Annotated in this window: 15 protein-coding genes and 1 riboswitch; of the genes, 9 read left to right on the top strand and 6 right to left on the bottom strand. The window is 61.7% G+C overall.

The genetic code is table 11. The features are described from left to right. Positions 1-12: 12 nt before the first annotated feature. Positions 13-2,001 (bottom strand): lytic transglycosylase domain-containing protein, encoded by a 1,989-nt coding sequence (locus tag KO539_RS14420; protein ID WP_219310331.1) that lies wholly within the window; start codon positions 1,999-2,001, stop codon positions 13-15. 104 nt (positions 2,002-2,105) lie between these two features. Between KO539_RS14420 and KO539_RS14415 the strand changes: the two genes are divergently transcribed. After that, positions 2,106-2,633 carry a 5-formyltetrahydrofolate cyclo-ligase gene (locus tag KO539_RS14415; protein ID WP_257626292.1) on the top strand — a complete coding sequence of 176 codons (528 nt, stop codon included), beginning with the start codon at positions 2,106-2,108 and terminating at the stop codon, positions 2,631-2,633. A gap of 14 nt (positions 2,634-2,647) precedes the next feature. On the opposite strand, the gene metF is transcribed toward KO539_RS14415, so the two are convergent. From metF to metK, 4 genes are all read right to left on the bottom strand, one after another. Next, positions 2,648-3,478, bottom strand: a complete 831-nt coding sequence (metF, locus tag KO539_RS14410) for a methylenetetrahydrofolate reductase [NAD(P)H] (protein ID WP_219310329.1) — start codon at positions 3,476-3,478, stop codon at positions 2,648-2,650. Beyond that, positions 3,465-3,821: a phage holin family protein gene (locus KO539_RS14405; RefSeq protein ID WP_034783534.1), complete on the bottom strand. Its 357-nt coding sequence runs from the start codon at positions 3,819-3,821 to the stop codon at positions 3,465-3,467. Before KO539_RS14405 ends, metF begins: the two co-directional genes overlap by 14 nt. 81 nt (positions 3,822-3,902) lie before the next feature. Beyond that, positions 3,903-5,327 carry an adenosylhomocysteinase gene (gene ahcY, locus KO539_RS14400; RefSeq protein ID WP_219310328.1) on the bottom strand — a complete coding sequence of 475 codons (1,425 nt, stop codon included), beginning with the start codon at positions 5,325-5,327 and terminating at the stop codon, positions 3,903-3,905. A 24-nt stretch (positions 5,328-5,351) separates the two neighbouring features. Further along, positions 5,352-5,420: riboswitch (S-adenosyl-L-homocysteine riboswitch) on the bottom strand. A 122-nt stretch (positions 5,421-5,542) separates the two neighbouring features. Beyond that, positions 5,543-6,709, bottom strand: coding sequence for a methionine adenosyltransferase (gene metK / locus KO539_RS14395; RefSeq protein ID WP_035823888.1), 1,167 nt, complete (start codon positions 6,707-6,709; stop codon positions 5,543-5,545). Between the two features lie 188 nt (positions 6,710-6,897). On the opposite strand from metK, the gene KO539_RS14390 reads away from it, so the two are divergent. From KO539_RS14390 to dapF, 3 genes are read left to right on the top strand one after another with little or no spacing between them, the layout of a single operon-like run. Continuing rightward, positions 6,898-7,767, top strand: coding sequence for a lysophospholipid acyltransferase family protein (locus KO539_RS14390; RefSeq protein WP_099401240.1), 870 nt, complete (start codon positions 6,898-6,900; stop codon positions 7,765-7,767). Then, positions 7,764-8,639, top strand: a complete 876-nt coding sequence (locus KO539_RS14385; RefSeq protein WP_219310327.1) for a lipid A biosynthesis acyltransferase — start codon at positions 7,764-7,766, stop codon at positions 8,637-8,639. The genes KO539_RS14390 and KO539_RS14385 overlap by 4 nt, the downstream gene beginning before the upstream one ends. An 11-nt stretch (positions 8,640-8,650) precedes the next feature. Further along, positions 8,651-9,514: a diaminopimelate epimerase gene (gene dapF / locus KO539_RS14380; protein WP_219310326.1), complete on the top strand. Its 864-nt coding sequence runs from the start codon at positions 8,651-8,653 to the stop codon at positions 9,512-9,514. Positions 9,515-9,525: 11 nt separating this feature from the next. Here dapF and KO539_RS14375 read toward each other — a convergent pair whose 3' ends face one another. Beyond that, on the bottom strand, positions 9,526-11,028 hold the full coding sequence (locus KO539_RS14375; protein WP_219310325.1) for an SEL1-like repeat protein: 1,503 nt from the start codon (positions 11,026-11,028) through the stop codon (positions 9,526-9,528). A 415-nt stretch (positions 11,029-11,443) separates the two neighbouring features. On the opposite strand from KO539_RS14375, the gene KO539_RS14370 reads away from it, so the two are divergent. The 5 genes from KO539_RS14370 to dksA all read left to right on the top strand — a co-directional run bounded on the left by KO539_RS14370 (position 11,444) and on the right by dksA (position 16,451). Beyond that, positions 11,444-12,463 carry a porin gene (locus KO539_RS14370; protein ID WP_219310324.1) on the top strand — a complete coding sequence of 340 codons (1,020 nt, stop codon included), beginning with the start codon at positions 11,444-11,446 and terminating at the stop codon, positions 12,461-12,463. Positions 12,464-12,642: 179 nt separating this feature from the next. After that, positions 12,643-13,320: a DUF484 family protein gene (locus KO539_RS14365; RefSeq protein WP_219310323.1), complete on the top strand. Its 678-nt coding sequence runs from the start codon at positions 12,643-12,645 to the stop codon at positions 13,318-13,320. A gap of 7 nt (positions 13,321-13,327) precedes the next feature. Then, complete coding sequence (locus KO539_RS14360) at positions 13,328-14,275, top strand: tyrosine recombinase XerC (protein WP_219310322.1); 948 nt, start codon at positions 13,328-13,330, stop codon at positions 14,273-14,275. Between the two features lie 135 nt (positions 14,276-14,410). Further along, a complete protein-coding gene (locus KO539_RS14355; RefSeq protein ID WP_219310313.1) occupies positions 14,411-15,517 on the top strand; it encodes a GTP-binding protein in 1,107 nt (368 codons plus the stop codon). Positions 15,518-15,998: 481 nt separating this feature from the next. Then, entirely contained in the window at positions 15,999-16,451 is a 453-nt protein-coding gene (gene dksA, locus KO539_RS14350; protein WP_034753066.1) for an RNA polymerase-binding protein DksA, read from the top strand. Positions 16,452-16,597 lie beyond the last annotated feature (146 nt).

The raw sequence follows: 16,597 nt of genomic DNA, 5'->3' as shown, positions 1-16,597 counted from the left end.
GGTCGAGTATCTTTAGTTAGATGATGGCAAGTCGGCCGCGACGGCGCTGTTTTTCGGTCCCACGGTGCCCAGGCGCGCTTTCAGCGACTGCGGGCTCTTCTCGAACAGGGCAGCATAATAGGTGGCGTTGGCCATCACGTTTTTCACGTAGCCGCGCGTTTCCGTGTACGGAATGATCTCGGCAAAGATGGCGCCTTCCAGCGGCCGCGTCATGGTGGCGCGCCAGATGCGCAAGCGCCCCGGCCCCGCGTTGTAGGCGGCGCTGGCCAGCACTTGCGAACCGTCGAGGCCGCCAAGCACCATGTTCAGGTAATTCGTGCCCAGCAAGACGTTGGTGCGCACGTCGCTCAAGGTTTCCGTGACGAAATCCGTCAAACCGATCTTCTTGGCCACATAGCGGGCCGTCGACGGCATCACCTGCATCAGGCCGGACGCGCCCACGTGCGACTGCGCATCCATGATGAAGCGCGATTCCTGGCGGATCAGGCCATACACCCAGGCCTTGTCCAGGCCCAGGGTTTGCGTGGCCGGATGCATGACGTCGTCGTGCGGCGTCGGATAGCGCTGCGTATAGTCCACTTCCAGGCGCGTGCGGTCGGAGGTGTTGACCATGCGGTCGAGCACATTGTTCTGGCGTGCAAATTCCGCCGCCGCCAGATGCTGGCGATCCGTCATCGAACGCAATTCCCAGTTCCACTCGCGCGTGCCTTCGAAGCGCAAGCGCATGTTGAAAAATTTCAAGGCGCGCTGCAAGCCAGGATTGGCAGCCATGGCGGCGATTTCCGCCGGCGTGATGGGCTGGCCCGGCGGCGGCAGCACCAGGTGGTTGCCCAGCTCTTCATTGGCCAGCAAGCCGTAGAAATTCGATTGTTCACTGATCGTGCGGTACAGGGCATCGGCCTGCGCGTTCGGGCGGCCCGGCGTTTCCGCCTGCTGCGCGCGCGCCAGCCAGTACACCCAGGTAGGATCGGCGCGCAGGGAGGCCGGCATGCCCTGGATGGCGGCTTTCACCAGCGGCCAGTTGCCTTCACGCAAGGCGATACGCGCCTTCCACTGCATCTGCTCCTGGGTCAATGGCGCGCCATTGGTTTTTTGCCAATATTCAAACGCTTCCGGCGCCAGCGAGTACGACGCTTGCAGGGCCAGGCTGGCCCAGCCGATGGCCTGTTCCTGCGGCGTCAATTGCGCACTCGCCTTTTGCAGGGCCACCACGCCCAGTTTCAAGGTGCTTTTCGCCATGCGGCCGACGGCCACCAGGTACATCTCGTGGTCGGCGCGACTTAGACCCGCGCCCTTGGCCAGCACCAGCGCCGGCAAGTCGATGGCTTGCGCCATCTTCGCGTCGGACGCGCCCAGCAGCAGCGCGATGCGGCGCGCTGGGCCCGTGGCGTTGGTCTGGCCCGCCAGGCGGATCTGCGCCCACAGGTCGTTCGTGTCGAACTGGCCGTTTTGCGCCAATGCCGCGATCAGGCTGCCGCACGCTTCGCCATAGCCGGGAGGAGACACCAGCAGATTGCGCGCCTCGGACGCCACGTTCTGGCCCTTGGCGGCGCGCGACATCAGCGCGTAGCACTTGAGCTGGGTGTCATCATCGAGGGCGAATTGCGGATATTGCTCATCAAACACGACCCAGTCGCGCTTGCGGCCCAGCTCCAGCAGCCAGTCGTTGCGGAAACGGTCGGCGATGGCGCTGCCCTTGTAGCGGTTCAGGTAATCGCGAAATTGCGCCTCGGCCAGCAGTTTGATGCGCGGTTTCAGCCGATAATAGTCAACATACGATGGAATCTGGTAATTCGTCAGACGCCCCGCATAAAAGTCGGCTTTTTCGACGTCATCCTTGCGCGCGGCGTCGCGCAGCAGCAGGAAGGCATCGTCCTCGCTGCGCGTGTCGGGCGCGGCAGGCGTTGCGGTGGCGGATACCTGGGCCAGGGCGGCCAGGGGAGACAAGGCCGATGCAACACACAGCATCGTGCCGGCAATCCATTTCAGTGGGGAAATCAATGTACGACTCTCAATCTTAACTTGATGGTGATATGAATAGCGACCCTAGAATAACATGCGATCCGGCTGCACGGCCACCCATTGCGCCACAGGAAAAAGCCGGCTTGCGCAAAGCCTTGCTGGCGACCCGGCGCGCCCTGCCCGACGCCACGCGTGCGCAATGGGATGCGGCCATCGCGCAGCGCCTGCAGGACTGGTGCGCGCAGGAAAATGTCGAGGAACTGGGCGTGTACTGGCCCCTGCACGGCGAACCGGACTTGCACGGCGCCTATGCGCAACTGGCCGCGCGCGGCGTGCAATTAAGCTTGCCGGTGGTGCTGGAAAAGCATGCGCCGCTGGCATTCAGCAATTGGACGCCCGGTGAGGCCATGGTCAAGGATGGCATGGGTGTGGCCGTGCCGGCCCGGTTGCGCCTGCGCCCGGCGCCCGCCACCCTGCTCGTGCCCTGCCTGGGATTCAATGAGCAACGTTATCGGCTCGGCTATGGCGGCGGCTATTACGACCGTACTCTTGCTGTCACGCCACGTCCGCGCACCCTCGGCATCGCCTATGCCTGCCTGGCGGCAAGCTTTCCCAACGGCGAATACGACATCGCCCTCGATCACATCGTGACCGAGGGCGATCTGTACTGACGCATCAGAACGGTTTATTTCACCAGGCGCTGCCACAATGCGGTCGTGGGCGCCGCCTGGTTCATGCTATAGAAATGCAAGCCTGGCGCGCCGCCTTCCAGCAGGCGTTCGCACAAGCCCGTCACCACGTCCAGGCCAAAGGCCTTGATAGACGCGCTGTCATCGCCGAAGCTGGCCAGTTTCAGACGCACCCAGCGTGGAATTTCCGCGCCGCACATGTCCGAAAAGCGCATCAGCTGCGTGTAGTTCGTGATCGGCATGATGCCGGCCACGATGGGCACGTTGATGCCCATCTTCTGCGTCTGCTCGACAAACTGGAAATACGCGTCGGCATTGTAGAAGTACTGGGTGATGGCGGCATCGGCGCCAGCCTGCACCTTGCGCGCGAACGCCTGCAGGTCGTCCTGCGGCGAACGGGCTTGCGGATGCACTTCCGGATAGGCGGCCACTTCGATATGAAAATGGTCGCCCGTCTCGGCGCGGATGAACTCCACCAGCTCGTTGGCATAGCGGAACTCGCCCGAAGCGCCATAGCCGCTGGGCAAGTCGCCGCGCAAGGCGACGATACGCTTCACGCCGGCCGCCTTGAAGTCGGCCAGCACGGCGCGGATCGATTCGCGCGAACCGCCCACGCAAGACAAGTGCGGTGCGGCCTGTTCGCCGGCCGCCAGGATCTCGCGCACGGTGTCCAGCGTGCCCTGCTGCGTGGTACCGCCGGCGCCAAAGGTCACCGAGAAATACTTCGGATGCAACTCAGACAATTTGACACGCGTAGCACGCAGCTTTTCCGCCCCTTCCGGGGTTTTCGGCGGGAAAAACTCAATACTGAAATTATGCTTTTCCATCGTCATTACTCAAAAGTAAGGTCGACAGGGCCCAGGAAATGATGCTGTACAAAATGGCACCACCCACGGCAGACCAGAAACTGGCGACATGGAAACCATCGATCACCTGTGCCACGAGCCAGAACAGGAAGCCATTGATGATCAAAATGAACAGGCCCAGCGACAAGAACGTCACAGGCAGGGTCAGCAGGATCAGCAAAGGACGGATCAGCGCATTGACCAGTCCCAGCACGGCAGCGGCCAGCAGCGCGGTCCAGCCGCTGCTCATCGTCACCGAGTGCATCAGGTAGGGGACGGCAAACAGGGCTGCCGCATTGATAAACCAAATCAGTAGCAAGCGCATTTCTCTAGCCTGTCAAAAGTAGGGTCAGGCCGGCGGCAGGCGCCGGCCCTCAGAGGGTGATTTACAGCCCCGAGCTACCGATTAATAACGGTAATGCTCTGGCTTGTAAGGGCCTTCTTGACGCACGCCAATGTAGTCGGCTTGCTCTTGCGTCAGTTCCGTCAGCTGCGCATTCAACTTTTTGAGTTGCAAACGGGCGACTTTTTCGTCCAGGTGTTTTGGCAAGGTGTACACGCCGACCGGGTAGTTGGCCGTATTCGCGTACAGTTCGATCTGGGCGATCGTCTGGTTGGCGAACGACGAGCTCATCACGTACGACGGGTGGCCCGTGCCGCAACCGAGGTTGACCAGGCGGCCTTCGGCCAGCAGGATGATGCGGCGGCCCGACGGGAAGATGATGTGGTCAACTTGCGGCTTGATGTTTTCCCACTCGTATTGTTTCAACGAAGCGACGTCGATTTCATTGTCGAAGTGACCAATGTTGCAGACGATGGCCTGGTCTTTCATGCGCGTCAGGTGATCGTGCGTGAGGATGTGATAGTTGCCGGTGCAGGTGACAAAGATGTCGCCGTGTTCGCAGGCGTAATCCATGGTCACGACGCGGTAGCCTTCCATCGCCGCCTGCAGTGCGCAGATCGGATCGACTTCCGTTACCCACACTTGCGCCGACAGCGCGCGCATGGCCTGGGCCGAACCTTTGCCGACGTCACCGTAACCGGCGATGACGGCCACTTTACCGGCGATCATCACGTCGGTGGCGCGCTTGATGCCGTCGACCAGGGACTCGCGGCAGCCATACAGGTTGTCGAATTTCGATTTCGTGACGGAATCGTTGACGTTGATCGCAGGGAAAGCCAGCTTGCCTTCCTTGTGCATTTGATACAAACGGTGCACGCCGGTGGTGGTTTCTTCCGTCACGCCCAGGATTTCCGGCAGACGCTTCGAGTACCAGGTCGGGTCGGCCAGCAGATGACGCTTGATCGAGTTGAACATGCAGATTTCTTCTTCCGAACCGGGATTCGCCAGCACCGACAGGTCGGTTTCCGCGCGCACGCCCAGGTGCAGCAGCAGGGTTGCATCGCCGCCATCGTCAAGGATCATGTTCGAGTAGACAGCCTTGCCGTCCACGCTAGGCCATTCGAAGATGCGGTGCGTGTATTCCCAGTAGTCATCCAGCGACTCGCCCTTGATGGCGAACACAGGCGTGCCGGCGGCAGCGATGGCGGCAGCAGCGTGATCTTGCGTGGAGTAAATGTTGCACGATGCCCAACGCACTTGCGCGCCCAGTGCTTCCAGGGTCTGGATCAGCACGGCGGTCTGGATGGTCATGTGGATGGAACCGGTGATGCGCGCGCCTTTCAAAGGCTGCGCTGCCGCGAATTCTTCGCGGATGGCCATCAGGCCAGGCATTTCCGTTTCAGCAATCTTGATTTCTTTGTCGCCCCATGCGGCCAAGGTGATATCGGCGATGGTGTAGTCGTGTTGCGATTTGAGTACGGCGTTCATCACGCCCTCCTTTCAGTTGAAAAAGGTACGTGAGCGCAGTTGCAGGATATTCCGAGCCTGGCGAATTTCTTCGTCGCAACGCTCCTCGGACTGTGGATTTTAACATTGGCAAGGCCGGCGCGCCAGTTTGTTCGCCATGTATTGCCATGTAACAACACATAAAAAAAGCGCCCGCGGCCAGTGGCCGGGGCGCTTTTCTTGCAAGTCTGACTAGATTACTTCAGGCCGGCGGCGTCGCGCAGCAGGGCGACCTTGTCCGTGCGTTCCCACGTGAATTCCGGCTCTTCGCGGCCGAAATGGCCGTAGGCGGCGCTCTTCTGGTAGATCGGGCGCAGCAGGTCGAGCATTTGCACGATGCCTTTTGGACGCAAATCAAAGTGCGCCAGCACCAGCTTGGCGATTTCCGCGTCGGGAATCACGCCCGTGCCTTCCGTGTAGACGGTGATGTTGATCGGCTTGGCCACGCCGATGGCGTAGCTGACCTGCACCTGGCATTGGCGCGCCAGACCGGCCGCGACGATGTTTTTCGCCACGTAACGGGCCGCATAGGCTGCCGAACGGTCTACTTTCGATGGATCCTTGCCCGAGAACGCGCCGCCGCCGTGCGGGGCTGCGCCACCGTAGGTATCGACGATGATCTTGCGGCCGGTCAAGCCGCAATCGCCTTGCGGACCGCCGATGACGAAACGGCCCGTCGGGTTGACGAGAAATTTCGTGTCGGTCAGCCATTCGCGCGGCAGGATCGGCTTGATGATTTCTTCGATGACGGCTTCTTCGATCTGCTTGTGCGAGATTTCCGGCGCATGCTGGGTCGACAGCACCACGGTGTGCACGCCGACGGGGCGGCCATCGACATAGCGCAGGGTCACTTGCGATTTCGCATCCGGACGCAGCCATGGCAGACGGCCATCCTTGCGCAGTTGCGACTGGCGCTCGACCAGGCGGTGCGCGTAGTGGATGGCGGCGGGCATCAGCTCGGCCGTTTCATCGCAGGCGTAGCCGAACATCAGGCCCTGATCGCCAGCGCCTTGATCCAGGTCAATCCCCGCACCTTCATCGACGCCTTGCGCGATGTCCGGCGACTGCTTGTCGTAGGCCACCAGCACGGCGCAACCCTTGTAGTCGATGCCGTATTCCGTGTTGTCGTAACCGATGCGTTTGATGGTTTCGCGCGCAACTTGAATATAATCCACATTGGCGTGCGTGGTGATCTCGCCAGCCAGTACCACCAGACCGGTGTTGCACAGGGTTTCGGCAGCCACGCGGGCGGCTGGATCCTGGGTCAGGATGGCGTCAAGGATGGCGTCGGAAATTTGATCGGCAACCTTGTCGGGATGGCCTTCCGAGACGGATTCGGAAGTGAAGAGATAGTCGTTTGACATTGCAAGCTCCTGTTTACTATGTGAATGTTCTGTCGCAGTAAAGAGGATTTTGCCTGCGACGCTTTAGCGATATTTATATTCCGCTTCGCAAGTTGTCTATTAACTCAGCGGTTACTGCATACGTGGTATTTTACGCTTCTTAAAAAATTTTGGCACGGCAACACGCCATTCCTGGAAACAGCTTATACATGTTAGTCCCAATTTTCCGCTTCCTGTCCATCTTTCCCCTGCCCGTCCTGCATGCCCTCGGCGCTGCGCTCGGCTGGGTGATTTACGCCATTTCCCCGTCCTACCGCCGCCGCATGCGCGAGAACATGCAAGGTGCGGGGTTTTCGCAACACTTGCACACGGCCGTGGCCGAAGCGGGCAAGAGCGTGCTGGAATTGCCCTTCATCTGGTGCGCGCCGGCCGAACGCGTGGCGCGCCATGCGACGGTGGAAAACTGGGAACTGGTGGAAAAGGCGCTGCAGCACGGCCGCGGCATCGTCTTCCTGACGCCGCACCTGGGCTGCTTTGAAATCGTCGCGCAACAGATCGCGCTGCGCACGCCGCTCACCGTGATGTACCGTCCGCCCAAGCGCGCCGCCTTGAAACCGCTGATCGAAGGGGCCCGCGCACGCGAAAACCTGATGCTGGCGCCGGCCAATATGTCGGGCGTGCGCATCTTCGCCAAATGCCTGAAAAAAGGCCAGCCCATCGGCCTGCTGCCCGACCAGGTGCCGCAAGAGGGCGAAGGCGTATGGGCCGATTTCTTCGGCCGTCCCGCCTACACCATGACCCTGCCGGCCAAGCTGGCGCAGATGGGCGGCGCCGAAGTCATCATCACTTACGCGGAACGTCTGCCAGGCGGGCGCGGCTATGTCGTGCATTTCGTGCCCTTCACCGAGTCGCTAGCCAGCACCTCGGCCGAGCAGGCGCGCACGATCAACGCGGCCATGGAACAACTGATCGCGCGCAGCCCGGCGCAATACCTGTGGAGCTACAACCGCTATAAAGTGCCGCGCGGCGCGCCGCCGCCCACGCCCGCCACGCCCGACGCCGCCGGGGAGCAGGCATGAGACTGCTGATCGCCTTCATGTGGCTGCTGCACTGGCTTCCCTTACCCATTCTCGGCCGTTTCGGCGTGGCCGTCGGCAGCCTGCTGTTCATCGCCATGCCCGCGCGGCGCAAGATTGCCCTGACGAATCTGCGCCTGTGCATGCCGGAACTGACGGAAAAACAACGCGTGGCCCTGGCGCGCCAGCATTTCCAGGCGTATTCGCGCAGCGTGTGGGAACGCAGCATCCTGTGGTGGTCGTCGGAAGCGCGCCTGAACCGCCTGATCAGGAAGGTGCCCGCCTTCCCGGGCCAGCAGATCGCAGCCAAGCCGACCATCCTGTTGTGCCCGCATTTCGTCTGCCTCGACGTGGCCGGCGCCGCCACGGCCATGGAAATTTCCGCGTCATCGATGTATGTGCAGCAAAAGAACGCGGCCTTCGACCAGGCCTTGCGCAACGGCCGTTCGCGCTTCAAGCCGCCCAAGCTGTTTACGCGCCAGGACGGCATCAAGACGATTCTGCGCGCACTGCGCGACGGCTTGCCATATTTCATGCTGCCGGACATGGATTTCGGCGAAAAGGATGCGGAATTCGTGCCCTTCTTCGGCGTGCCCGCAGCCACCCTGACGGCCACGGCGCGCCTGGCGCTGGCCGCCAGGGCGCAAGTCATTCCCGTCATCGCCACCTTCCTGCCCAATTACCAGGGCTGGCAAGTGACGTATTACCCGGCGTGGGATGACTATCCGGGCGACGACATCACGGCCGCCACGCGCCGCATGAACGAATTCATCGAGGAGCGCGTGCGCGAAGCGCCGGCCGAGTATTTCTGGACGCATAAACGCTTCAAGACGCGTCCGGAAGGCGAAGCATCGTTCTATAACCACCACAAGTGATACGGCAGACCATGAAACTCCAATTTACCAAGATGCATGGCGCCGGCAATGACTTCATCGTCATCGACGCCATCCATCAAGAGATCGACTTCACGCCGGCCCAGTGGCAGCGCCTGGCCGACCGCCGTTTCGGCATCGGCGCCGACCAGATCCTCGTGGTGGAAAAGCCGCGCCTGCCCGGCTGCGACTTCCGCTACCGCATCTATAACAACGATGGCGGCGAAGTCGAGCAATGCGGCAACGGCGCGCGCGCCTTCGTCAAGTTCGTCAGCGAAAAGGGGCTATCGACCAAGGACAGCATCCGCGTGGAAACCATGGCCGGCATCATCGCGCCGCGCCTGGAACTCGACGGCAGCATCACGGTCGACATGGGCGCGCCCGTGCTGGAGCCACAGCTGGTGCCCTTCGATGCCAACGGCATCGATGGTGTAGCGCAAGGCAACGACACTGTCTGGCCGCTGGACCTGGCCTTGCCGGGCCAACCCTCTCCCGTGCTGGTGTCCGTCGTCTCGATGGGCAACCCGCATGCCGTGCAAGTGGTCGACGATGTCGATGCGCAAGACCTGGAAGTGACGGGCCCGCGCATCGAGCACCATCCGCGCTTTCCCCGCAGGGTCAACGCCGGCTACATGCAGGTCGTCAACCGCCAGCACGTGAAACTGCGCGTGTTTGAACGGGGCGCGGGCGAAACCCTGGCGTGCGGCACGGGCGCCTGCGCCGCCGCCGTGGCCGGCATCCTGCGCGGCTTGCTCGATTCCCCCGTGCGCATCAGCGCGCGCGGCGGCGAACTGTCGATCGCCTGGCAAGGCCCCGGCCAGCCCGTCCTGATGACGGGTCCGGCCGTGACCGTGTTCGAAGGCACGATCGAACTGTAATCAACGCTGCATCATGCCGCCAGGAACTGCTGTTCCTGCGCGACATCAAGTTCCGCCAGGTAGCACTTCAGGCGGTACAGGCGCTGCCGGTAATTGCCTTCCGGCCCCGCCACGCCGCAATCGACGCGCTCGAACAAACGCACCGCCTGATCGAGCAGCTGGCGCTCCTGCGCCGTGCGGATCAGCACCAGGCGCCGCTTGCCGCGCCCATGTGTGGCGCTGATATCGATCAACAGGCAATGCCCCTGGTCGGCCGCATGGATATCGAGCAGCAGCGCCTCGGCACGCGACAGATGAAAGCAGCGCGCCAATGCCAGACGTGCCGCCAGCAGGGGGTGGCTCTGGCCCAGTTGCCGCAAGTGCCCATCGGCGTGCATGGCGGCGCACTGGCCCCAGTCGCCGGGCTCGCCTCGCGGCGCGATCTTCGCCAGCGCCGCCTCCGCTTCACGGCTGCCTTGCGCCTGCGCCTGCAGCAGCCAGTACGCGGCCCGCACATCGTTGTTGACGCCGTCGCGGCGATTGCGCCAGGCATGCATGCCGCACTCGAGCTGGGCCGGGCCATGGCCCAGGTCGGCGGCACGCTCCAGGCAGGAATGGGCTTCGACCACATTGCGCTGGGAAAATTCCGGTTTTGTGTAGATGCGCGACAGCACGAACCAGGCTTCGGCCAGTCCCTGCTCGCCAGCCTGCGTCAGCCAGCGCACTGCCCGCTTGAAATTGGCCGCGCCGTTACGCGTGGCCAGCCGCTGGCCATGCGCATCCATGCGCGCATAGCCGAGCCCCAGCTCCAGCTGCGCCGTGCGGTCGCCGCCATGCGCGGCCAGCTCGCAACACTGCCAGCCCTCGGCATCGCCGCCAGACGCCAAGGCCTGGGCGCAACGCGACAGCAACAGCACCTGCTGCGCGTCGAGGGTGATCGTGCGCGCCCCGGCCGCCGCCTGGCGCTGCAGCAATTCGCGCGCCAGCGGCAAGCCTTGCGACAGGAAGCCCGCATGGTTGCCCTGGCTCCATGCCTGCTCCAGCCAGGCATGCAGCGGCGCGTCGCCATCGATGGCTTTCTCGCCAGCCAGGCCGGTGTCCGACCCGCAGGCTGCGGACGATCCCTCTTGCATGGATAATAACCATTGCGCATCAGGCAAGCCGGCGCACACGGCGGCGTCCAGCGCCACGCGCGCCTTGGCGCGCAAGGCCTCACAGTGGCTGGCGGCATTGCCCAGCACCAGCTGCGCCAGCACCAGCCCCGCCTGCACCAGGCCCGCGTCGAATGCCTGCGCGTAATACGGGATCAGCACCTTGGCTGACGGTTGCGCCACTTCGAACGGCACATGCGTGCCGATCAGCAAGCACGCTTCCGCGCTATCCTCCTGGGCCGCCCGCGCCAGCCAGTGCAAGGCGGTCGGCAGGCTTTGCGGCACTCCCTGCCCAAACAGATACACGCGTCCCAACGCCAGCTGACAAGCCACATCGCCCGCGCGCGCTCCCTTGATCAATCCTAATGTTTCGCGATTTGCCATCGATTCTCGATATTGAGTCAATGATTCTAATAATGGTGAGCCGTCTCCAGGCCCATCAATGCAGGCCTTCCCTTAGTGTAACGTCCTTGTGTCATAAATCCGCCAAAGCGGCCTCAAGAACTTGATTCACCGCAACAATGTCCAAGCCATGACATGCCAATATCACAATGCGCAGCTAGCGTGACGATGGGGAAACGCTTGCCATCGGCGCAGGATCGGCAAAAACCGCGCGTTACAAAAATACAACAGGGGCATGCAGTTATGCCGCTTTTCACCAATCTTTTCACGCATATTTGACCAATCCCGCACGTCTTGCGCGCCGACGAATTAAGGTTCATTCATCGAAACGCGACAGTTAGCGTGTTTCAATCTGCTCGGATCTCGGACGGAACTCACTTTTAATAGGGAATAAGACATGAAAAAATCACTCGTTGCCCTCGCACTCTTCGGCGCCTTTGCCGCAACCGCACAAGCGCAGTCGTCCGTCCAAATCTACGGCACGATCGATGCTGGCCTGGGCAAAACGACCGGTTCGAGCACTGTCGTGACGAAACGCGACAACAACAAACTGGGCTTCAAGGGTTCGGAAGATCTGGGCAATGGCTTGAAAGCCATTTTCCAACTGGAAATTCGTTATGAGTCGGACACCGGCACGCTGGAAAGCAACGCCCGTCCGCTGTTCCAAGGTCAAAGCCGCGTCGGCCTGCAAGGCGATTTCGGTATGGTGCGTCTGGGCCGTGGCCTGACCGCCTTCCAGGAAGCGAGCACCGCGTTTGAACCATGGTCCGGCATGCCGACGACCGCCGGTTTCCAGACCGACATCACGGTGGCCGCCTACAGCAGCGATCCGCTGAGCGCGCCACTCAACTCGCGTAACCGCTTCTCGAACGCCGTGTTCTACAACTCGCCAGTATTCAGCGGCTTCCAGATCAATGCCACCGTCGCCGCCAAGGAAGCCAATGGCAACGCCGCCGTCAATGCCACTGCAGCCAACCGCGCCGTACCGCTCAATGCCGTGCCAGAAGTGAACCCGTACTCGGTTTCGGCCACGTACAACAGCACACAATTCGCCGCCATGGCCGCCTACGAGCGCAATGCACTGGAAGCCAAGCTGTGGTCGGTTGCCGCATCGTTCAATCCAGTAACGGAACTGAAACTGATGGCGTCGTACCAGCATCAGGATGACAGCAACTTCAAGATCACCAACACCGACACCAAAGCATGGCTGGTCGGCGCCAACTACGACGTTGGCCCAGGCAAGATCCGCGCTGGCTACGGTCAGAAAACGCCAGACGGCGTGACCAAAACCAAGCAGGCATCGCTGGGCTACGACTACAACCTGTCGAAGCGCACCTACCTGTACGCGGACATCTCGAACCGCAAGGCAGATGTTTCGCGGACCTACATCGGTCTGGGCTTGCATCACAACTTCTAATGGCCGGCCAGTCACCCTCCACGGGTGATTGCTGAACCAGGAGTACAAGGCGGCATGGGCAACCATGCCGCTTTTTTCATGGGCGCGCGGAAAATGCATCGCTACCGTCCCCTTTGCGCCTATGCCGGCGCACTCTCGGTTAGAATGAAGTGTTCAACTTTCACTGACAGATATTCTCAATGACCGCCACACTCGATTCCAGCACCGTCGCCCAGTACCTGAGCGAGCATCCGAATTTCTTCGAAGAGCATACCGCCCTGCTCGGCGAGGTCAAGCTGAGCAGCCCGCTGACGGGACGCACCATCTCGCTGCAGGAGCGGCAAATGGAAGTGATGCGCGACAAGTACAAGGCGCTGGAACTGCGCATGTCCAAGCTGAGCCGTGTGGCCGAGGAAAATGGCGACATCGCCAGCAAATTCCACGGCTGGAACCAGGCCATGCTGCAAGTACGCAACGATGCGGACATGCCGCGCGTGCTGGTCGACGCCCTGCTAAGCAATTTCGACGTGCCTTACGTCAGCCTGCGCCTGTGGCAAGTGCTGCCGGAACACGCCGAAGGCTGGTTCACGGAAGATGTCACGGCCGACGTGCGCATGTTCGCCAACAGCCTGCAAACCCCGTACTGCGGCAGCAACCGCGATTTCGAAGCCGTGCACTGGTTGCAAGCCGATAAAATCGAGTCGACCGTCATGATCGCCCTGCGCGCCCCGAACACCACCGGCACCTTCGGCCTGCTGGTGCTCGGTTCGCCCGACAGCGAACGCTTTACCTCGAGCATGGGCACGGATTTCCTCGTGCATATCGGCGCCACGGCCAGCGCCGCCCTGGCCGCGCTGCGCGCCGGCTCGCCTGCCTGAATACGCCATGAATGAGGCGCGCGGCAAGGCCGAGTGGCTCGACGCCTACCTGGCGCAGCTGGCCACGCAGCGCAAGCTGTCGCCGCATACGCTCGACGCCTACGGGCGCGACCTGCGCGCCTTGCTGGAACTGAGCGGCAATACGCCCTGGACGGCGCTGGCGCACAACGAAGTGCGCCGCTACACAGCCAAGCTGCACGCCGGCGGCCTCGACCCGCGCTCGATCGCCCGCAAGCTGTCGTCGTGGCGCGGCTTTTTCAACTGGCTCAGTGGCGAGACCACGCTCGACGCCAATCCCGTCGACGGCATCCGCGCCCCGAAGCGGGCAAAAACGCTACCAAAAGCCCTGTCGGTGGACGACGCCGTGCGCCTCGTGGCGCCTGCGCAACACCAGCAAGGCGCGGCCGAACCGGAACAGCTCTGCAACCGCGCCATGTTCGAACTGCTGTACTCGAGCGGCTTGCGCGTGTCCGAACTGACCAGCCTGGACACCCATTACTGCAAGGCCGACGGCGGCCAGCCCGCCTCGCTGGGCTGGCTCGACATGGCCAGCTTCGAAGTCATCGTCACGGGCAAGGGCAGCAAGATGCGCAAGGTACCTGTCGGCAAGGCGGCGCTCGTGGCATTGACTGCCTGGCTGGGTGTGCGCCCGCCGGCGGCCGATGGCAGCGCTGCCCTGTTTTTAAGCACGCGCGGCACGCGCATCTCGCCCCGCGTGCTGCAGCTGCGCCTGAAGGCGCACGCGCTGGCCACGGACATTCCCGCCAACGTGCACCCGCACGTGCTGCGCCACTCGTTCGCCTCGCACGTGCTGCAATCGTCGGGCGACTTGCGCGCCGTGCAGGAAATGCTGGGTCACTCCAGCATCACCTCGACCCAGGTCTACACGGCCCTCGACTTCCAGCATCTGGCGCACGTGTACGACCAGGCGCACCCGCGCGCCAAGCTCAAGTAGGCAGCCGCGCCCGCTGGCCAGCCTGATCCATATCAAGCGGATCGGCGCGCATTTGCAAGCTTTTGCAAAATTCCGGCATAATCGTCCGCATTCTTCCGCTTGCGCGGCGGCACCACCGATTACAAGGCATCTCTCATGGCACTGATTCCAACCACCATCCTCACCGGTTTCCTGGGCGCAGGCAAAACCACCTTGCTCAACCGCATACTGCAGGAAGACCATGGCATGCGCATCGCCGTGATCGAAAACGAGTTTGGCCAGGAAAACATCGACAATGAAATCCTGGTGCAGGATAGCAACGAACACATCATCGAGATGAACAACGGCTGCATCTGCTGCACCGTGCGCGGCGACCTGATCGTGGGCCTCACGGAACTGGCGCGCAAGCGCGACGCCGGCCTGCTGGCCTTCGACCGCGTCGTCATCGAAACGACGGGCCTGGCCAATCCCGGTCCCGTGGCGCAAACCTTCTTTGTCGACGAGGAAGTGGGCAGCCACTACATGCTCGACGCCATCATCACGGTGGTCGATGCCCGTCATGCCATGAAGCAACTGGACGAATATGAGGAAGCCCAGCGGCAAGTGGGTTTTGCCGACAAGCTGCTGCTGTCGAAAACCGACCTCGTCAGTGAAGAGGACGTGGCCACGCTGACGCGCCGTTTGAAGCGCATCAATCCCCGCGCCCCGATCGCCAAGGTCGATTTCGGCCGCGCCCCGCTGGCCGAAGTGCTCGACATCCGCGGTTTCAACCTGAATGAAAAACTGGAACTGGACCCGGATTTCCTGGCCACGGAAACGGCGCATGTCCACGATCATGACCATGCACATGAACACGCTCACGCAGAGGAGCACGGCCACGAGCACAAGCATGACCACGCACATGAGCACACTGCGGCCTGCGCCACCGATTGCGGCCATGCCGACCACCACCATGCGCAGCACAGCGACGATATCGCCGCCTTTGTTTTCAAAAGTACGCAACCGTTCGACAGCGCCAAGCTCGACGAGTTCCTCGGCGGCCTGGTGCAAGTGTATGGCCCGCGCATGCTGCGCTACAAGGGCGTGCTGCTGATGCAGGGCGCCGAGCGCAAGGTGGTGTTTCAAGGCGTGCACCAGCTGATGGGCAGCGACCTGGGCGCCAAATGGGGCGAAAACGAAGTGCGTGGCAGCAAAATGGTGTTTATTGGCAAGAATCTACCAAAAGACATTTTTATTCGCGGACTCGAACAATGTTTGGTATAAACTAGCCGGGTTTTGCAAAGTACCCGTTGCAAAGCAGAAACAAAAGGGAAAGTTAAGCACGCTTTCCCGCTGTCCGACACCCATCTTGCTGGTAGAAACCAACAAGTAGCCGTTTCTGATCGGCTAGTCAACAAATCGGGATGGCAATATAAAGCAAAGCGTGCCAAAATCAGCGACGAAAACGGCCCATGTCGTTCGCCTGTCATGAAATGCTGGCAAACTGCCGCTGGCCGCATGCCAGGCATGCAACCGATCCACCCAACACGCCTGTTGACGCGCGCATAGCGCGACTGGCATAGAGCGGTAAAAAGTTATCAACATGGCACCTTAGCCGGCCGGTAGTCCTGGCTTACGCCGGCAAGCCAAGGTCGCACGCAGTACAGCGGGACAGCAATGCCAAGCGGAACCTGTACAGTTGCTCGGTATCGCCGCATCAACTGATCAATTTGAAAACTCTGTCGTATCGAAGGTAAGCGAAGTTATGACCAAAACTAATAAATCGACCCCGGCCGCCAACCAAGACATCCCTCTCATCAGCGAAGACCAAATTCGCGCCATGAGCGAAGATGACTACATGAATCCGGCACAACTGGCATTCTTCAAGGCGCGCCTGCAGCAGCTTGAAAAAGACCTGCTGAAAAACGCCGGCGAAACCACGGAACACTTGCGTGAAACCGTGCTCGTACCGGACCCTGCCGACCGCGCCACCATCGAGGAAGAGCATGCGCTGGAACTGCGCACGCGCGACCGCGAGCGCAAATTGCTGAAGAAAGTGCAGCAATCGATCGCCAGCATCGACGCCGGCGACTATGGCTGGTGTGAAGAAACGGGCGAGCCTATCGGCATCCCCCGCCTGATCGCCCGTCCGACCGCCACCCTGTCGCTGGAAGCCCAGCAACGGCGCGAACTGAAGCAAAAGCTGTACGGCGACTGATCACCCGCCCCTTGCGCGGCCGCCCCGGCGGCTGCGCGATGGCGCATAAAAAAGCACACAACCTTTGGTTGCGTGCTTTTTTTTCGTCCCGCGCCGACTACACTGAAGCAGGCACTGCAGCGGCAAGTGCCGCTTGCAATTGCCTT

Origin of the sequence: Janthinobacterium sp. NKUCC06_STL (assembly GCF_019345455.1) — a bacterium.
Lineage (GTDB): Bacteria > Pseudomonadota > Gammaproteobacteria > Burkholderiales > Burkholderiaceae_D > Janthinobacterium > Janthinobacterium rivuli.
This window is presented reverse-complemented; position numbering and strand designations above follow the sequence as displayed.